The 17,267-nt window shown below is 34.5% G+C and carries 15 protein-coding genes; 3 read left to right on the top strand and 12 right to left on the bottom strand.

All coding sequences use genetic code 11. From position 1 onward, the window contains the following. Nucleotides 1–207: 207 nt before the first annotated feature. The 3 genes from NRK67_11525 (at nucleotide 208) to NRK67_11515 (ending at nucleotide 3,840) form a co-directional block, all read left to right on the top strand. Nucleotides 208–1,746 carry a sodium-dependent transporter gene (locus NRK67_11525; GenBank protein UUV17916.1) on the top strand — a complete coding sequence of 513 codons (1,539 nt, stop codon included), beginning with the start codon at nucleotides 208–210 and terminating at the stop codon, nucleotides 1,744–1,746. 414 nt (nucleotides 1,747–2,160) lie between these two features. Then, the gene (locus NRK67_11520) at nucleotides 2,161–3,702 is read left to right on the top strand and encodes a sodium-dependent transporter (protein ID UUV17915.1); all 1,542 of its coding nucleotides are present in this window, start codon (nucleotides 2,161–2,163) and stop codon (nucleotides 3,700–3,702) included. A gap of 39 nt (nucleotides 3,703–3,741) precedes the next feature. Further along, nucleotides 3,742–3,840: a MetS family NSS transporter small subunit gene (locus tag NRK67_11515; protein ID UUV17914.1), complete on the top strand. Its 99-nt coding sequence runs from the start codon at nucleotides 3,742–3,744 to the stop codon at nucleotides 3,838–3,840. A gap of 133 nt (nucleotides 3,841–3,973) precedes the next feature. On the opposite strand, the gene NRK67_11510 is transcribed toward NRK67_11515, so the two are convergent. From NRK67_11510 to NRK67_11455, 12 genes are all read right to left on the bottom strand, one after another. Beyond that, entirely contained in the window at nucleotides 3,974–5,527 is a 1,554-nt protein-coding gene (locus NRK67_11510; GenBank protein ID UUV17913.1) for an ATP-binding cassette domain-containing protein, read from the bottom strand. Nucleotides 5,528–5,947: 420 nt separating this feature from the next. Further along, a complete protein-coding gene (locus NRK67_11505; GenBank protein ID UUV17912.1) occupies nucleotides 5,948–6,166 on the bottom strand; it encodes a PC4/YdbC family ssDNA-binding protein in 219 nt (72 codons plus the stop codon). An 8-nt stretch (nucleotides 6,167–6,174) separates the two neighbouring features. Next, complete coding sequence (locus NRK67_11500) at nucleotides 6,175–7,158, bottom strand: Gfo/Idh/MocA family oxidoreductase (protein ID UUV17911.1); 984 nt, start codon at nucleotides 7,156–7,158, stop codon at nucleotides 6,175–6,177. 57 nt (nucleotides 7,159–7,215) lie between these two features. Next, a complete protein-coding gene (locus tag NRK67_11495; GenBank protein ID UUV17910.1) occupies nucleotides 7,216–7,779 on the bottom strand; it encodes a chalcone isomerase family protein in 564 nt (187 codons plus the stop codon). Between the two features lie 304 nt (nucleotides 7,780–8,083). Beyond that, nucleotides 8,084–9,868, bottom strand: coding sequence for an aspartate--tRNA ligase (gene aspS, locus NRK67_11490; protein UUV17909.1), 1,785 nt, complete (start codon nucleotides 9,866–9,868; stop codon nucleotides 8,084–8,086). A gap of 52 nt (nucleotides 9,869–9,920) precedes the next feature. Next, nucleotides 9,921–11,162, bottom strand: a complete 1,242-nt coding sequence (gene hisS, locus NRK67_11485) for a histidine--tRNA ligase (protein ID UUV17908.1) — start codon at nucleotides 11,160–11,162, stop codon at nucleotides 9,921–9,923. Between the two features lie 22 nt (nucleotides 11,163–11,184). Next, on the bottom strand, nucleotides 11,185–12,045 hold the full coding sequence (truB, locus tag NRK67_11480) for a tRNA pseudouridine(55) synthase TruB (protein ID UUV17907.1): 861 nt from the start codon (nucleotides 12,043–12,045) through the stop codon (nucleotides 11,185–11,187). A gap of 147 nt (nucleotides 12,046–12,192) precedes the next feature. Next, nucleotides 12,193–12,828, bottom strand: a complete 636-nt coding sequence (locus tag NRK67_11475; GenBank protein UUV17906.1) for a hypothetical protein — start codon at nucleotides 12,826–12,828, stop codon at nucleotides 12,193–12,195. Nucleotides 12,829–12,875: 47 nt separating this feature from the next. Then, complete coding sequence (locus tag NRK67_11470; protein ID UUV17905.1) at nucleotides 12,876–13,439, bottom strand: nitroreductase; 564 nt, start codon at nucleotides 13,437–13,439, stop codon at nucleotides 12,876–12,878. Nucleotides 13,440–13,469: 30 nt separating this feature from the next. Then, a complete protein-coding gene (locus NRK67_11465; protein ID UUV17904.1) occupies nucleotides 13,470–14,219 on the bottom strand; it encodes a spherulation-specific family 4 protein in 750 nt (249 codons plus the stop codon). A 208-nt stretch (nucleotides 14,220–14,427) separates the two neighbouring features. Then, nucleotides 14,428–15,756, bottom strand: a complete 1,329-nt coding sequence (locus NRK67_11460) for a TldD/PmbA family protein (GenBank protein UUV17903.1) — start codon at nucleotides 15,754–15,756, stop codon at nucleotides 14,428–14,430. 2 nt (nucleotides 15,757–15,758) lie between these two features. Continuing rightward, nucleotides 15,759–17,144, bottom strand: a complete 1,386-nt coding sequence (locus NRK67_11455) for a TldD/PmbA family protein (protein ID UUV17902.1) — start codon at nucleotides 17,142–17,144, stop codon at nucleotides 15,759–15,761. Nucleotides 17,145–17,267 lie beyond the last annotated feature (123 nt).

Raw genomic sequence — 17,267 nt, 5'->3', positions numbered from 1 at the left:
TAACCTGTAAATTAGGCGCTTAAAAGTGCCAAAGTTTACAGGTTTTTTCTATACTAAAAATAAAGATTAATATATTGACTTTTTTCATCTCCTCAAAAGGAATTTCCTATCCTATATTGTATAATTAGTTGTAATAAAAAAATCATCAAAAATCAATTGGTATGAGAACTTCTATTATATTGTATATTAAAAAAGGATGTGATATTTATGAGTACCGAAGAAAACAGAGGGGAATGGGGATCCCGTACAGGATTCATTTTAGCTGCTATAGGTTCTGCAATCGGTTTAGGAAATATTTGGAGATTTCCATATGTAGCTGCAAATAATGGTGGCGGAGCATTTCTAATACCCTATCTGATTGCACTCTTTACAGCAGGAATTCCATTGCTAATCTTAGAGTTTGCCATGGGACATAAGATTCGTTCTAGTGCTCCCGGTGTATTCGGAAAACTGAATAAAAAATTTGAAGTTATCGGATGGTTTCAAACACTTATTTCATTTTCCATAGCCACATATTATGTTATTATTATCGCCTGGTCATTCAGTTACCTTTTCTTTGCTTTTACAGGGGCATGGGGAACAGATCCAAAAGCATTTTTATTCGGCGATTATTTAAAATTGACAGATTCTCCTATGAATTTAGGAGGGTTAAACATAAAAATTGTAATACCGTTATTATTAGTTTGGGGAATCAACTACACTGTCCTCAGATTAGGTGTAAAAAATGGATTGGAAAGAGCAAATGAGGTCTTTATGCCTCTTTTAGTTGTGGCATTATTAGTTATCGTAATCAGAGGCGTTACCCTCCCCGGTGCTATGGATGGTCTCGATTATTTCTTTAGTCCTGATTTTTCTAAATTAACCGACCCAAAAGTATGGTTAGCAGCATATGGACAGATCTTTTTCTCCCTGAGCATTTGTTTTGCTATCATGTATGCCTACGCAAGTTACCTGCCCAAGAAATCAGATATTGTCAACAATGCTTTCATGACCGGACTAGGAAATTGTAGTTTCAGCTTAATCTCTGGTATCGGAGTATTCTCCATCCTTGGATTTATGGCACACACACAAGGTGTCAGTGTAGCCGAAGTTTCTACTGCCGGTGTAGGGTTAGCATTTATCGTATTCCCGGAAGCTATAAACCAATTACCAGGAATGAATGGATTGATTGGTGCACTCTTCTTTTCTACACTTATTTTTGCCGGGTTATCGTCATCTATGTCTATCATGGAAGCGGTAGTCGCAGCCATATCAGATAAATTTAATTTGACCAGGGTACAGGCTTTAAACAGGTTCACACTCACTTCCGGGCTTTTATCATTACTGTTTGCAACTAACGGTGGATTATATGTGTTGGATATCGTAGATTACGCTACCAACCAATATGGAATAGTTATTGCCGGTATCTTAGAGTTAATCATTTTAGGCTGGTTCTTCCACCTTGAGAGTGTTAGAACTTACGTCAACGAACTATCCGATTTTAGAGTCGGAAGATGGTGGATTTGGGCAATCAAAGGGACTTCTTTTATTCTAATTATTATCTTGATCCTCAAGATTAAAGGAGAAATTACCACTCCATATGAAGGGTACCCTTGGATTGCATTGGGGGTTTATGGTTTAGGTGTTATGACAGCCATTATAATCGGGTCATTTATCATGACAAAGAAAAAAGCATCCAAGGAATTCGAAAATAATATCTATCATGACCCTATAGGCAATCATCTTGAATTAGATTTAGATGAATAAAATGATCAAGAGATAATTTAAGAATGCTAATCCTATTATTGTTGATATTTATCTCTGAGACAGGTTTGATGCCTGCTTAAAAATAGCAATAAAAAATCCAAACAAATAAAACCAAATTAAGGATATAAAAACCCGTAAATCAGATACTAAAAAGTATCAAATTTTACAGGTTTTTTTATTTGCTTAATTTTTTTAAACCCTATTTTACTTTCATATGCTATCCTCTCTCCACCAGATTCTTTTCTTTCGCACCCCATCACACATACAAAATAAAATACTTTTATACTAATAAAATTATACTTTTTTTAGTTAATTTTAAAAAATGGTATTGACATATTAAAAAATCAGTATATAATATAACGATAATTTAGTAATTTTTTATTTTATTATTAAAAATTTAAGGATGTGATATTTATGAGTAAAGAAGAAAATAGAGGCCAGTGGGGTTCTCGTTCAGGGTTTATTCTTGCCGCTATAGGTTCGGCAATCGGTTTAGGAAATATCTGGAGATTTCCATATGTAGCTGCAAGTAATGGTGGTGGAGCATTTTTGATCCCTTATTTAATTGCACTATTTACAGCAGGTATACCATTATTGATTTTAGAATTTGCTATGGGACATAAGATTCGTTCTAGTGTTCCTGGAGTTTTTGCAAAGTTGAACAGAAAATATGAAGCTCTTGGATGGTTCCAAACACTTATTTCATTTTTTATAGCTACATATTATGTGGTTATTATCGGATGGTCCTTCAGTTACCTTTTCTTCGCTTTTACAGGTGCATGGGGCACAGATACAAAGGCGTTTTTATTCGGTGACTATTTACAATTGACAGATTCTCCTATGAATCTTGGCGGATTAAACCTTAAAGTTGCTGCTCCAGTACTATTAGTATGGGGAATCAACTATGGTGTTCTTAGATTAGGTATAAAAAACGGATTGGAAAAAGCAAATAAAATCTTTATGCCGCTTTTAGTTGTTGCATTATTAATTATAGTTGTTAGAGGAGTTACCCTTCCTGGTGCTATGGCTGGATTAGATTATTTCTTTACTCCTGATTTTTCTAAATTAACCGATCCAAAGGTATGGTTAGCTGCATATGGTCAGATCTTTTACTCACTTAGTATTTGCTTTTCTATCATTATTGCTTATGCAAGTTACCTGCCTAGAAAGTCAGATATTGTTAACAATGCTTTTATGACCGGCTTAGGAAACTGTAGTTTCAGTTTAATCTCTGGTATCGGAGTATTCTCTATCTTAGGATTTATGGCTCAAACTCAAGGTGTCAGTGTAGCCGAAGTTTCAACTGCTGGTGTAGGATTAGCATTTATCGTATTCCCGGAAGCCATCAATCAGTTACCAGGAATGAATGGATTAATTGGCGGAATATTCTTTTCTACGCTTATCTTCGCAGGATTATCATCATCTATGTCTATTATGGAAGCAGTAGTAGCTGCTATCTCGGATAAGTTTAAATTAACCAGGGTTCAGGCTTTAAATAGGTTTACACTTGCTTCGGGAGCTTTATCACTACTGGTTGCCACTAATGGCGGATTATATGTATTGGATATCGTAGACTACGCTACTAATCAATATGGAATAGTTATTGCCGGTATCTTAGAATTAGTTATCTTAGGTTGGGTTTTCAACCTTGAAAGTGTTAGAGTTTATGTCAATGAATTGTCTGATTTCACAGTTGGAAAATGGTGGGTTTGGGCAATTAAAGGAACTTCATTTATTTTAGTTGTTATGCTGGCACTTAAGATAAAAGGCGAGATCATCAGTCCGTACGGCGGTTATTCTTTAACTGCATTGGGAGTTTATGGTCTGGGGGTTATGATAATTATGACAATTGGAGCATTTATTCTAACAAAGAAAAAAGGTTCTCAAGAATTTGAAGATAAAATATACAATGAACCTATAAACAACGAACTTGAATTAGAATTAGAATTAGAATAACAAAATTATCATTTAAACAATAATTAGGAGGTAATTTATATGAGTAGTAGTGCTATCATCGTTTTTGTTTGCAGCATATCCCTTCTTTGGGGTGGATTCGCCCTTTGCTTAAAAATAGCAATGAAAGATAAAAAATAACAAAGCAACGTGACGTTGCATCCAGACAAGGATAATTTAGGTTTTATAATTTTTATAATTCCCTAGATTAAAAAAAGGAAATCCAATTGGATTTCCTTTTTTATTTCAGCATTTTATATCTAATAAATAAAGTTTATATGATTTTTGTTGTCCAGTCCTCAACGTTCCAAACATCTGTTACTATATCCATATAAAATTCAGGTTCATGACTTACTATAAATACAGTCCCCTTAAATTCTTTTATAGCTTTTTTCAACTCATCCTTAGCATCTACATCCAAATGATTAGTCGGCTCGTCCAATACTAAAAAGTTGATCTCACGATTCATAATCTTACCCAATCTTACTTTTGCGTTTTCTCCTCCAGACAGAGCTCTCATCTTTGTCCCGATATGATCTTTAGTCAACCCACATTTAGCTAAAGCAGATCTTACCTCTCCATTAGTCAGCGATGGGAACTCATCCCAAAATTCATCTAAAGCAGTCTTCCCACTACTATCTTCCTCTTGCTTAAAGTACCCCACTTCTAAAAATTGACCATGCTCTATCTCACCAGAAATAGGCTTGATTTTTCTCAATATAGTATTTATCAAGGTAGATTTTCCTAACCCATTTACTCCTTTGATTGCAATTTTCTCATTTCTTTCTATAGTAAAATTCAACTTCCGAGTTAATGGTTCATTATATCCGATCACCAAATCTTTTACTGTAATAACTTCTCTTGATGGAGTCCTCGCAGTTTTAAAATAAAATTGTGGTTTTGGTTTATCCCGCTCTAGAGTTATTACATCCATTTTGTCTAATTTCTTTTGTCTACTCTTAGCCATATTAGTAGTTGCTATACGAGCTTTATTACGTGCTACAAAATCCTCTAAATGAGCTATTTCCTTTTGCTGTTTTTTATAGGCCTGCTCTATTTGACGTTTTTTCAATTCATACATCTCTAAAAATTGATGGTATCCACCTGTATATCTAGTCAGTTCTGCTTTCTCAATATGATAGATTACATTGGTTACATCATTTAAAAATGGAATATCATGGGATACCAGGATAAATGCATTTTCATAGTTTTGTAAAAAATTCTTCAACCAGATAATATGATCCTCATCCAAAAAGTTAGTAGGTTCATCCAAGATTAAGATCATAGGGTTTTCAAGTAAAACTTTAGCTAATAAAATCTTAGCCCTTTGACCACCAGATAACTCTGCTACATCTTTTTCCAGCCCTATGTCCATCAATCCCAATCCGGCTGCATAGGATTCTATTTTTGAATCCAAGTTATAAAACTCTGAGCCATCTAAAATACTCTGAATCTCTCCGACCTCTTCCAAGATCATCTCCATTTCAACTTCGTTGCACGTAGCCATCTTTTCATAGAGTTCCATGATTTCTTGTTCCAGTTTAAACATAGGAGCAAAGGCTGACTTTAAGATATCTCTGATAGATTTACCCGCCTCCAGACTACTATACTGGTCCAAATATCCTGTGGTAATATGATTACACCACTCTACTCTTCCTTCATCAGGCATAAGTTTCCCCGTTATTATATTTAGGAAAGTTGATTTCCCCTCTCCATTAGCTCCTACTAAACCAACATGCTCTCCCTTTAACAATCTAAAGGAAGCATCCTCTAAAATTGTTCTAGCCCCATATCCGTGGCTTACCCTGCTTACATCTAAAATACTCATAAAATTTTATCTCCTATATATTAATTTTCTCTATATTACGCACTAAAACATTCTCAGACATTTAGAATAATTTTATCACGAATCCAACATAAAATCTAGAGGAGAGGATCTACACCCTTTCACTCTACCCTTAAACTAGATTATTATCTTAAATACAACTAATCCCACTCCTACAGCTACTACAAATACTATACTCATAAAATATTTATTCCAAAAGATCTCTCTCCCACCTATCAGAAGACCTAAAACACCTATTATTAAACCAATAACTCCTCCAATAATCTCAGCACAAAGATATTAAAAAAACATTTTTTCACCCCAAATTTTATTTTATTCCTCTTCATTGTAACACAGCCTTAGGTTTCAATAAAAAAAGAACGGTAAAATACCGTTCTTCCTAACCGAAAGCAGATCTATCTTCTATAAATCCATATCATTTAATATTTTCTTTAATTCCACTAATTCTTCCCATGAAAGGGTAATTCCCTTCCCCATTTTCTCATGAGTTTCGTCCCATTCCCTGATATCACCTTTAGCCTTCCTATTATTCCACGAAACCAGATTTAACTCCTTAGTCCATCCCTTTCTTTCACTTAGTACTCCTAACTTTTCTTCAATCTCAAATTTTATTCCTGCCATCTCTCCTCCTAATTTACTTCTATTTCTAAATTTTCATATTTAAACCCTAATTTCTCCTTGACCATGTCTATAGTCTTGTGGAGGTTTAGAGATTTTTCATAAGTCATAATTTCGTTTTGACTCTTCCCATTTAGGAGAGTATCTACAAAAGATTCCATCTCATAGCCCAGCCACTTATCTTCCTTCATCTCAAAACTCCTATCCTCTTCTCCTATCCTCTTCAAAACAAATTTTTCAGCTACAGTCCAGGTATCAGGGATTTCTATCATTCCATCTGTACCTATTATTTTAGCACTGTTTCCAGAGATAGAATCCATAGTAGCATAGAAACTGCCACTAACTCCCCCTTCATATTCCAAGAGCCCTGTCACACTCCCCTCTACTCCCCACTGGTTTTTCCTTGCCCTTACATCTATCTCAGTAGGGATCCCCAACAGGTCTGTCAATAAAAATATATTATAGATCCCTATATCATAGAGGGCTCCTCCGGCCTGTTTAGGATTGTGCTTATGAACTTTGGTACTTTTACTCCCAAAAGATGACTCTACATGGACTACAGCCCCTATCTGACCAGCTTCTATCAGCTTTTTCATCTTTTTATAAAGGGGGTTAAACCCTACTACCATAGCTTCCATAAACAAGAGTTTTTTTTCTTCTGCTAACTTTATTACCTCTTCCAACTCCTCTTTTTTTAATACTGCCGGTTTTTCACACAATACATGCTTTCCCCCATTTAGAGTTTTTATAGTATAGGCAAAATGGGTCGGGTGCATAGTAGCAATATAAACAGCATCTATATCTTCATCTTTTAACATCTCACTGCTGCTTTCATAAGGTTTTTCTATATTGTATTTTTTTGCTATCTCCGCCGTTTTCTCAAAATTTCTGGCACAAATACCAACTATATCTATTTTTTCATTTTTTTGAGCTTCATCTATAAACTGCTGGGCTATCCTTCCAGTCCCAATTATTCCAAAATTTATTTTCTTCATCTTTCCTCCTGTTTCTCCGACAAACTTAAAATTTTTATAGAATCTACATTCTTTGATCTAAGATTTCCCCAGCATCTCTGCCTTTAAACCTTTATCTATGGCTCTGTCTCCCAGCCAGATACCGAATAACGCCTCTTTAAAATCCTGCCCCTCTGTAGTCAAAATATGCTCTTTGTTTTTATATGTTTCCACTTTTCCATCTATATAATTAAAAGTGAATACATCTCCCCTTTTAACTTTTCCTCCTTTAAATATACCAGTAAAAATTTTTAGTTTATCCTTAATGAGTTCCATCTTTTCAGGTTCTACAGTGGCAAACCCCTCCTCCAAAGCTTCTTTTAACTTGGCACTGGTGATTAATTTAGATATGATATTTAGTTCAATAGTCATATTTTCATGCCCTTCTACAATAGCTTTGGCATTCACCGTCTTTTCCGGTAAATACAATGACCCTACATAGAGTTTAAAAAATAACTTCTTTCTGATCCCTGCACCATTTAATACCATTTTTTTATCTGCAGCAATAAAATTTTCTTTTACATCTACTCCTGCTATATTGACTGCCATGGCAGAGACACCCATTAAAATCCCAAGTATCACCGTTATCAAACCTCTCCCCATATCTTCCTCCTAATTTTTTTAAATTCTTCCAAATAATTATAGCATATAAAAGAGATACAAAAAAGTTAGAGTTCTGGACCTTCTTTACCACTAATTAAAAACCTTCTTGAACTTTTTCGTTACTTTTTCTTTCCCACATTTAAAATTTATTCTACAAATTAGAATTAATTTTAGTACTCGTGGCATCAAAGTAACTCCTATTAAAGGCGAAACCTTTAAAACTTCTTTTTATGATTTTTTCTTAAGTAAGGTGAAGTCTGATACTTATATAAAAAGGAGTGGTTTTCACCACTCCTTTTTTTTATTACTTAGTCGCTTCTTCGTAAGTACTAGTTAGCGATAATTCTTCTAATTGATCTATATCTACATTTCCAGGAGCTTCAGTCAACAGACATTGTCCTTTATTAGTTACCGGGAATGGAATTACATCTCTTATAGAGTCTTGCTTTAACATTGCCATTAACCATCTGTCCACACCAAATGCTAATCCGCCATGGGGAGGAGCACCATATTTAAATGCTTCTACGAAGAAACCAAATTTTTCTTTGATCTCAGCCTCAGTTAATCCTAGTTGTTCAAATACAACTTTTTGTACTTCTCTATCGTGGATTCTAATACTTCCTCCACCAATTTCGAAACCATTTAAGATGATATCATAAGAGTTAGTTCTTACTTTATCCATTTGATCTCCAGCCAAGAACATCTCCATATCCTCTTCTTTGATAGATGTGAATGGGTGATGCTGAGCCTTATATCTCTCTTCCTCTTCACTCCACTCAAACATAGGGAAGTCTACTACCCATAGGAATTTATGACTGTCTTTATTGATTAATCCCAATTCATTTCCTAATTTTAATCTAAGTGCTCCTAATCCACCATAAACTACTTTTGCTTTATCAGCTAGGATTAAGATAACATCTCCTACTTTTGCTCCTGTAGTCTCTAAGATTTGTGCCATCTCTTCTTCTGAGAAGAATTTAGCGATTGGAGAGTTTACTCCCTCTTCAGTTACTTTGATCCAAGCTAAACCTTTAGCTCCGAAATAAGTTTTTGCATAAGTTTCTAAATCTCCTAAAACTTTTCTAGAGAAGTTAGTCGCTTGTCCTGGTGCTACGATAGCATTTACTATTCCACCTGAGTTCGCAGTTCCAGAGAACGCCTTAAATCCACAATCTTTCATTATAGAAGTTAAGTCTTTTAATTCTACTCCAAATCTAACATCAGGTTTGTCAGAACCAAATCTACTCATAGCCTCATAGTATGGCATCTTTTCGAATGAATAGTTAGCTTCTTCACCAGTTACTCTAGTAAACACCTTCTTACATAATCCTTCTACATATTCCATTACCTCATCCATTGTTACAAATGACATCTCCATATCTAGTTGTAAAAATTCTAATTGTCTATCTGCTCTTAGATCTTCATCTCTGAAACATTTAGCAATTTGGAAATACTTTTCTACTCCACCAATCATCAATAATTGCTTGAATAATTGTGGTGATTGAGGTAATGCATGGAACTTACCTTTATTCATTCTACTTGGTACTAGGAAGTCTCTAGCTCCTTCAGGAGTTGACTTAGTTAATAGAGGAGTATCCACTTCGATAAATTCACTATCGTCCATGAATCTTCTAATAGCCATCATCATATCGTGTCTTTTTCTGATATTATTCATCATAGCAGGTCTTCTGATATCTAAGTATCTATATTTTAATCTTAAATTTTCGTTTACATTAGCATCATCTGAGATCTCAAATGGTAATACTTCTGCTGAGTTTAATACCTCTATATCTGTGATGAATACCTCTACATCTCCAGTAGCCATCTTGTCGTTTTTAGAGAATCTTTCCTTTACTTCTCCAGTTACTTTGATTACATATTCACTTCTAACTTTAGATATTATTTCTTTCATCTCTTCAGTGGCATCTTGAGGAACTACTATTTGAGTTACTCCCTCTCTATCTCTAAGGTCGATAAAAGTTAATCCTCCTAAGTCTCTCTTAGTTGCTACCCAACCAGATAAAGTTACTACTTCACCGATATTTTCTGCTCTTAATTCTCCCAATTTATGGGTCCTGTAAATATTCATTCCTATACCTCACTATTTTATATAAAATATTTTTACCATTATGATCTATTTATTACTTTATTTTATTTAATAACTCATCAAATGCAACTACCTCTACATCTCTGCTGCTTAATTCTTTCAATCCTAATGTTTTATTAGTTTTTGAATCAGCATCTATGATTATTTCCCTTTTAGCTCCCAGTTTAAATGCTTTTTTTCTATGAGCATTAGCAGATTTTGGTGCATATTCAATATAAACTTTTACTCCATTATCCCTTAATTTATTAGCTACTAAGAAAGCGTAGTCTATATTTTCTTCTCCCACCCAGCTTACATATACATCAGGAGTATTTACGATCTTCTCTTCTCCTAATAGCATCATCAGTCTGTCTAGGCCCGATCCAAATCCTACTGCTGGAACTTCCTTATCCCCTAATTGTTTGATTAAGTTATCGTATCTTCCACCACCCAATACTGTTCCTTGAGATCCTAATTTTTCAGTTATAATCTCAAATACTGTACTTGAGTAGTAATCTAATCCTCTAACTAATCTTGGATTTTCTATATATTCCACACCAAACATGTCTAAGTACTCTTTTACAGTGTCATAGTGTGCCTTCTCTTCAGCATTCAAATTATCAGGTAACATTGGAGCGTCTACTGTCAATTCCTGACATCCTTTATTTTTACAGTCTAAAACTCTAAGGGGGTTAGCTTCATACCTGGTCTGGCAGTCAGTACATAATCCTTCTTTTTTAGGAGTAAGATAATTCACTAAAATATCTCTATATTTTGCTCTTGTTTCATTTCCTCCTACAGAGTTTATGTTAACCTTTAGGTCTTCTATTCCTAATTTTTCCATCAGTCTGTATCCCATAGATATAACTTCAGCATCTGCCATAGGTGATGCATTACCTAATATTTCCACACCTATCTGATAAAACTCTCTATATCTTCCTGCCTGTGGTCTCTCATATCTGAACATATTATTGATATAATAATATTTAGTCAGATCTTCCTTAGCATAGGTCTTATTTTCTAAATATGATCTTACTACCGGAGCTGTCCCCTCAGGTCTTAGAGTTATACTTCTATCTCCACGGTCAGAAAATGTATACATCTCCTTGTCTACGATATCCGTTCCTTCTCCTATCCCTCTTTTGAATAAGTCTGTAGATTCAAATGTAGGAGTTATCATTCTACCAAAACCGTAGTTTTCCAATAACTCTTTTGCTGTATCTTCTATAAAGTTGAATTTTAGAGCTTCTACATCATAGATATCTCTAGTCCCTCTCATTGCTTTTATCAATTTCATTCTTTCACCTCACAAATTTTGTCTAAAATACTTTCCAGCCTTTTAATCTATTATCAATGACCTCTCCTAACCCGACAAATTCTTTATCTACATAGATCCTATATCTGTCATTTGGTTTTTGGCACACCACTGTATTTCCATTTAAAAATAATTTTATCTGTTTTTCATCTTTTAATTCTACTTTTTCAAAGTTAAAACTGTCCTCTACGCTGGTTACAAAAGAGAGATCGCCATTTTCTCCCATCTCTTCCATCTGCTCAATGGTAAATCCGTCCTCTACCAGGTATTCTCCAACCTGGGTTCTTCTGAGTCCATTCATGTGTGCATAGGTTTTAAGCTCTTCCCCCATATCAAAGATCAATGACCTGATATAAGTTCCCTTCGATACCTCACAGTAAAGTTTTCCTGTCTGTGTTTTTTCATCAAATTCCATCAACTCTAACTTTGATATTACCACATCTCTGCTTTTTCTTTCAATTACTACCCCTTCACGAGCCAGTTCATAGAGTCTTTTACCATTTACTTTTAGTGCAGAATACATAGGAGGAACTTGTTTTATCTCTCCTCTAAATTTAGATAATACATCCTTTACATCTTCACCTGTTACTTTAACATCACTTCTATCTATAACTTCCCCTTCAGTATCGTAGGTATCTGTTTTTGATCCTAAAATAAAGTCAGCTATATAGGTTTTTTCCTTGGCTTCTATCACATTAGCTAGTTTAGTAGCTCTTCCAAGACAGATTACAAGTACCCCTGTTGCCAGCGGATCTAAAGTCCCCGTATGTCCTATTTTTTTCATATTTAATATTCTTTTCAATTTTCTAATCACATCAAAGGACGTATATCCTTTGGGTTTGTCTACATTAATTAATCCGTTCAATTTTATTCACCCTATATTATTTATTTTCATAACAGTATATCATATTTACTGGCCTTAAACAATCACAGAAATCTTTCCTTAACCACTGATATCATGAATTTATATCTCTTCAATTGAATTTTTTTAAGGTACAGTTTTCTTCTATCCTTAGTTTTTCATCTCTTCCTTTTTTAATTTTGAAAGATAATCCTTTACATCATACTTTACTTCTGTCAATCTACTGTTTCCCATTTCAGACTCTATCCCGACTATCCCTAGTCCTTTTGCAAAATAGATATAATATTCAGAGCCGTCCTTTCTATATCTTAATTTAACTGCCTCTATCTCTTCTCCCATTAATTCTATCTTTTCATCTATAGATAAGATCTTATATGTCGATTTATCATCATTTATCCAAGAGATACCTTTTTTTATAGGTGATCTGAGTAGGATCAAATTATTGTTCGATTTCTCATCTATATAGTTATCCTTTAACTGATCTGTCTCTCCTTCCCTGTATACCAACATATAACCATCTTTATTTACACGATAAACAGCCGCTCCCATGGTAGCTGTGTCTATAGTTTTTTTCTGATAAAATTCACCCTTTATCTTGTCTATTACTTCTACACTTCCAGCCCCTTCAAATCCACCATCAAAGATTTTAACCATAGGTTTGTCTGGCATATAATCCCTTACTCCTACTTCCTTTGGTTGTTTTGAGTTTATCACATTAAACATCAAAAATATTACCGATAATAAAATTATTATTCTTACAACTTTTTTATTTAATTTATGTTTCATAATTTAACCTCCATTTTTTATTACCTGGATCCGACATCACGCTGCTTTTATTTTATCCTATTATAACTCCCTTTTCTTGGTTGTGATTTTAATTTTTCTTTGGCAGGGTATCCAAATACTATTCCATGATGCAATATATAACCACTTGGTATATTTAGTAACTTTGTATATTCTTCATGTTTTTCACCACTACTCTCAAATAGTTTATTGATAAACCCAATCCAGCAGCTGCCTATACCAATACTTTCTGCTGCTAATCCCATATTTTGACTTACAGCCCCCAGATCATCAATTGGTGAAAATCCATTCTCACTATAGGAAAGTAAGATTAAAATCGGGGCACCATAGAATGCATCATACTTATCGTTATTGGCCCATCCAAAATAAAGAGGGTCATCGATATTTTTACATACTTCCTTTGTATCAAAATTTATTTTTTTCATAATCTCTTTATTTTCTATTACCGTAAAATGCCAAGGTTGTCTGTTGTGTCCACTGGGTGCCCACATCCCCGCTTCTATTATTTTATTTAACTCCTCCTCTGTAATCATCTCTTTTTTATAAGATCTGGTGGTTCTTCTTTCTTTAATTATTTTTAAAATTTCATTCATTATTTGTCCTCCATTATTTCTTACAGTATACTATAACTCCTCCAAAAGTTTCAATGATATGGTGTCCCAATTTTCAGAAGTTAAGTATATATAATCCAAATCATATTTTTTATATAATTTTTTTATTTCTTTCTCATCTATATCTTTAGGAGCGGTATGGAGTAAAACTCCTTTTTCCCCCTTTTTTAGATTCATATTACTTAGATAGTTATCAGGAGATATAAATTTTTTATAGGTATTCTCAAAGATTATCATAATCACCCCGTCTTTTAAAAACTTTTCATAATTCTCATCTGTATATCCTGGATTTGTAACGATAATTTTACTTCCTATATACTCGTAGTAATCCTGATATTTTTTTATCAGCCTTTCACAATTGTCACCACAGCTCCCCATCCCTTCGTCTAAAAATATCCCGTCTATATTCCACTCCTTTTCCCAAAGATCTATATCCTTCTCTACTTCCTTTCCATCCCTGTTTCCATAACCGGTAGACACATACCCGATAACTTTTCCACCATTATCTTGTATCTGTTTTATTTTCTCCTCTAATTTTTCAAAATAATATCTATTCTCCTCCCTGCTTATAGGCCCGTTATTTGGATTGACTATTATTATCACATTGTTTTTATTTGAAAATTCAGCTATCCCGTCAAAATCAAGATCGAACCTTTCTCCTAATGGTATATATGCAGGAATTATATAACTATATTTTTTAGGTTTCATCCAAGACACAATTCCCATACCAAATATAAAAGCAACTATAAATAAATTCCTCATCCTCTCCTCCTGTATTTTTTCTTAAACTTAGATGATAAATCTGTCGATTGTCTTAATAATTTTTTTCATAAAAAAATAGTAGAGACCTCTCCCTACTATCTTTATATACCCTATAATTCTGTCAATCCTTGCTCTCAATCATTATATATCTGTCTAAGTTCACTTTCCACCTATTTCTATCTTTAATTTTAAAATGACATAGATCTTTTTATTTCCCCGATATACTCAATTCATTTATAAATAGTGACGGTGAACCCACTCCAGAATAATTATACTTAAAATCATCTCCAAGATCATTTACATCTTTTAGCATCTCAAAAAAGTTCCCTGCAACTGTTATTAGATTTATAGGGCGATCTAGCTTCCCGTCTTTAATTAAAACTCCCCCTGCCTGTAAGGAAAAGTCCCCGGTAACCGGATTTAATCCTGCATGGATTCCCGATAGATCATCTATATAGATCCCGTCTCCTACCTTGGAAGTCAACGCTTCTAAGGATAGTTCTCCCTTTTCAACTGAAAAATTAGTTGGTTTAACCGCTACCAGCCCTTTAAAGTCTCCTTTAAACCCATTCCCGGTACTTTTTACCCCATCTTTTTCAGCTGTTTTTCTATTGTGCAAGAATGTCTTTAACACTCCATTTTCAACAACAATCTTATCAGATGAAGCTACACCCTCATCATCAAACCCTGTTGAATTAGGACCAAAATCCACCAGTGGTTTATCTGTTATGGTAATTTTTTTAGAAAATACAAGATTCTCTACCTTCCTTTCTAACATCGACAATCCTTTTTGGACATTTTCAGCTGAAAAACTAGAACTCATTCCTTCCAATAGATCAGCTGCGACTTCATTTGAAAGGAGAGTTCTATACTTACCGGAATCAGCTTTTTTTCCTCCCAGCTTATTTGTTGTATTTAAAGCTACTTTTTCAGCAAATTTATCTACATCAATACTATTAATATCATTTGTCAAGACAAATTCTCCACTTGTTTTGATATCATCACCCTTTTTAGCCGTAGCATAACAGTAAATTAAAATAGAATTATCCCTTTTATCTAAGTTTAAATCCTTGGAGTTGATTATCTTTATTTCTCTTTCTTTATCTATAAATACCAAACCTTGAAGGGTATCTATATTTTCATAACTCCTTACCTTTTTATCTATTTTTTTGAGTAGTTCAATCTTATCAGCTGTTTCTATATTTTTTATATCCTCATCAAATGTTTTTACTTCCGGGTAGTTTTCACTCCCTTCAAAGAGAGTAAACTCCTCACTTGTTTCCACAATTGTAGCGTTTAATATCAACCGATCCAGCATTTCAACTGCCTTTTCTTCAGAGATCTCTTCAGTATACACAGAACCCACTTTCCCATTGTGTTTACCCTTTAATGAGATCCCCGAAACATCGGAGACTTTGTATTCCTCCACCTCTGAGTTAAATAATTCAATTGAAGTAGAACTACTCCTGGAAAAATAAAGTTCCAGCTCCTCTATATTTTTTTCCTTAGCTATATTAAATAAATTAGTATAATTCATAGTTATTTTCTCCCTCCTACTGTAATCGATGAAACTCTTATCCTGGGCTGCCCTAGATCTGCCGGGATATTCCCGCTATCTGCCCCGCAAACTCCCTGAGCATAAGACAGGTTATCTCCTACCATATCGATTTTTTGTAAAATTTCAGGTCCATTCCCGATTAGAGTAGCCCCCTTTACAGGAGTTGTGATCTTTCCATTTTCTATCAGGTAACCTTCTAAAACTGCAAAATTAAAATCACCAGTTGTAGGATTTACACTTCCTCCCCCCATTGATTTTGCATATAGCCCAAATTCTACCCCTTTTAACATATTCTCTAAAGTAGAAGTTCCAGGTGCAATAAATGTATTCGTCATCCTAGAAGTAGGGGCAAATTTATAGGATTCTCTCCTCCCGGAACCAGTGGACTCTCCTTTCATCCTTCTGGCTCCTAATCTGTCGATCATATACCCCTGGAGTATTCCGTCTTTTATCAAAATATTTTTTTGCCCCCTATTGCCTTCATCGTCGATATTCATAGATCCCCATCCATTGGTGATAGTCCCGTCATCGATGGCAGTTACACAGCTGCTGGCTACCTTTTTTCCAATTTTATCTGTAAATACAGATAATTTTTTAGCCACAGATGTAGCTTCTAGTCCATGTCCACAGGCTTCATGGAATATTACCCCTCCAAATCCATTCTCCATGATAACTGTCATCTCCTTGCTGGGAGCATCATCAGCAGATAAAAGTGTTAGAGCCTGTCTGGCAGCTTCCTTTGCAACTTCTGTTACATCTACATCTTCACTATAAAACTCAAACCCTTTCTGGCCCCCTGGAGCAGATGATCCCGTTTGTACATTTTCTCCATCTTTTGCTATACATTTTGCACTTATCCTAGTATGAACTCTGGTATCACTGGTATTCAGTCCTTCTGAATTGATTATTTTAATATTTTGCACAGTATCAAAATACGAGACTTCTACCTGGCTGATTTTTTCATCATATTCCCTGGCTACTCTATCTATTTTTTTCAACAATGCCACTTTTTCTCCTACAGGCACTGTATCCGGCATCCTTTTGATCTTATGCTGAGTTGTTTCCACTTTAGCTTCTCCTACTCTACCCTCTGCTGACGTTTCTTTTTTTTCCAATGAATCAGCCAGTTTTTTTGTAATTAAAAGTAAGTTTTCATCATCTAAATTATTTGTATACCCATAAACCACATTTGATCCGTCTAAAATCCTGATCCCAACTCCAAAATCACTTCCAGAAAGTACTTTTTCTATTTTTTGTGATGATAAAGTCAGTGAAAATGTGTCTTTCTCTTCAAAAAATATCTCCGCAAAATCTCCCCTGACCAAAGCTGTTTTAAAGATATTTTCAATAATCTCCCTGTTTAACATAATATTCCCTCCCTATTGATATCTTTGCTTGAATTTTTAATATTTATTTATAAAAGCAACGTGATGTTGCATCCAGTATTTCCTAAATAATAAAAAAGGCAGCAGAGTTTCCCCCACCGCCTT

This window comes from Fusobacteria bacterium ZRK30, assembly GCA_024628785.1.
Classification (GTDB): Bacteria; Fusobacteriota; Fusobacteriia; order Fusobacteriales; family Fusobacteriaceae; genus Psychrilyobacter.
The sequence above is the reverse complement of the archived record's forward strand: the minus strand, read 5'-3'. Positions and strand labels throughout refer to the sequence as shown.

Excerpts from the sequence above, each read along its gene's own strand:
- NRK67_11500 (UUV17911.1), bottom strand. The coding sequence starts at position 7,158 with ATGAAGAAAATAAATTTTGGAATAATTGGGACTGGAAGGATAGCCCAG.
- aspS (UUV17909.1), bottom strand. The coding sequence starts at position 9,868 with ATGAATATTTACAGGACCCATAAATTGGGAGAATTAAGAGCAGAAAAT.
- NRK67_11460 (UUV17903.1), bottom strand. The coding sequence starts at position 15,756 with ATGAATTATACTAATTTATTTAATATAGCTAAGGAAAAAAATATAGAG.
- NRK67_11505 (UUV17912.1), bottom strand. The coding sequence starts at position 6,166 with ATGGCAGGAATAAAATTTGAGATTGAAGAAAAGTTAGGAGTACTAAGT.
- NRK67_11495 (UUV17910.1), bottom strand. The coding sequence starts at position 7,779 with ATGGGGAGAGGTTTGATAACGGTGATACTTGGGATTTTAATGGGTGTC.
- hisS (UUV17908.1), bottom strand. The coding sequence starts at position 11,162 with ATGAAATTGATAAAAGCAATGAGAGGGACTAGAGATATCTATGATGTA.
- NRK67_11465 (UUV17904.1), bottom strand. The coding sequence starts at position 14,219 with ATGAGGAATTTATTTATAGTTGCTTTTATATTTGGTATGGGAATTGTG.
- NRK67_11525 (UUV17916.1), top strand. The coding sequence starts at position 208 with ATGAGTACCGAAGAAAACAGAGGGGAATGGGGATCCCGTACAGGATTC.
- NRK67_11455 (UUV17902.1), bottom strand. The coding sequence starts at position 17,144 with ATGTTAAACAGGGAGATTATTGAAAATATCTTTAAAACAGCTTTGGTC.
- NRK67_11510 (UUV17913.1), bottom strand. The coding sequence starts at position 5,527 with ATGAGTATTTTAGATGTAAGCAGGGTAAGCCACGGATATGGGGCTAGA.
- NRK67_11475 (UUV17906.1), bottom strand. The coding sequence starts at position 12,828 with ATGAAACATAAATTAAATAAAAAAGTTGTAAGAATAATAATTTTATTA.
- NRK67_11515 (UUV17914.1), top strand. The coding sequence starts at position 3,742 with ATGAGTAGTAGTGCTATCATCGTTTTTGTTTGCAGCATATCCCTTCTT.
- NRK67_11470 (UUV17905.1), bottom strand. The coding sequence starts at position 13,439 with ATGAATGAAATTTTAAAAATAATTAAAGAAAGAAGAACCACCAGATCT.
- NRK67_11520 (UUV17915.1), top strand. The coding sequence starts at position 2,161 with ATGAGTAAAGAAGAAAATAGAGGCCAGTGGGGTTCTCGTTCAGGGTTT.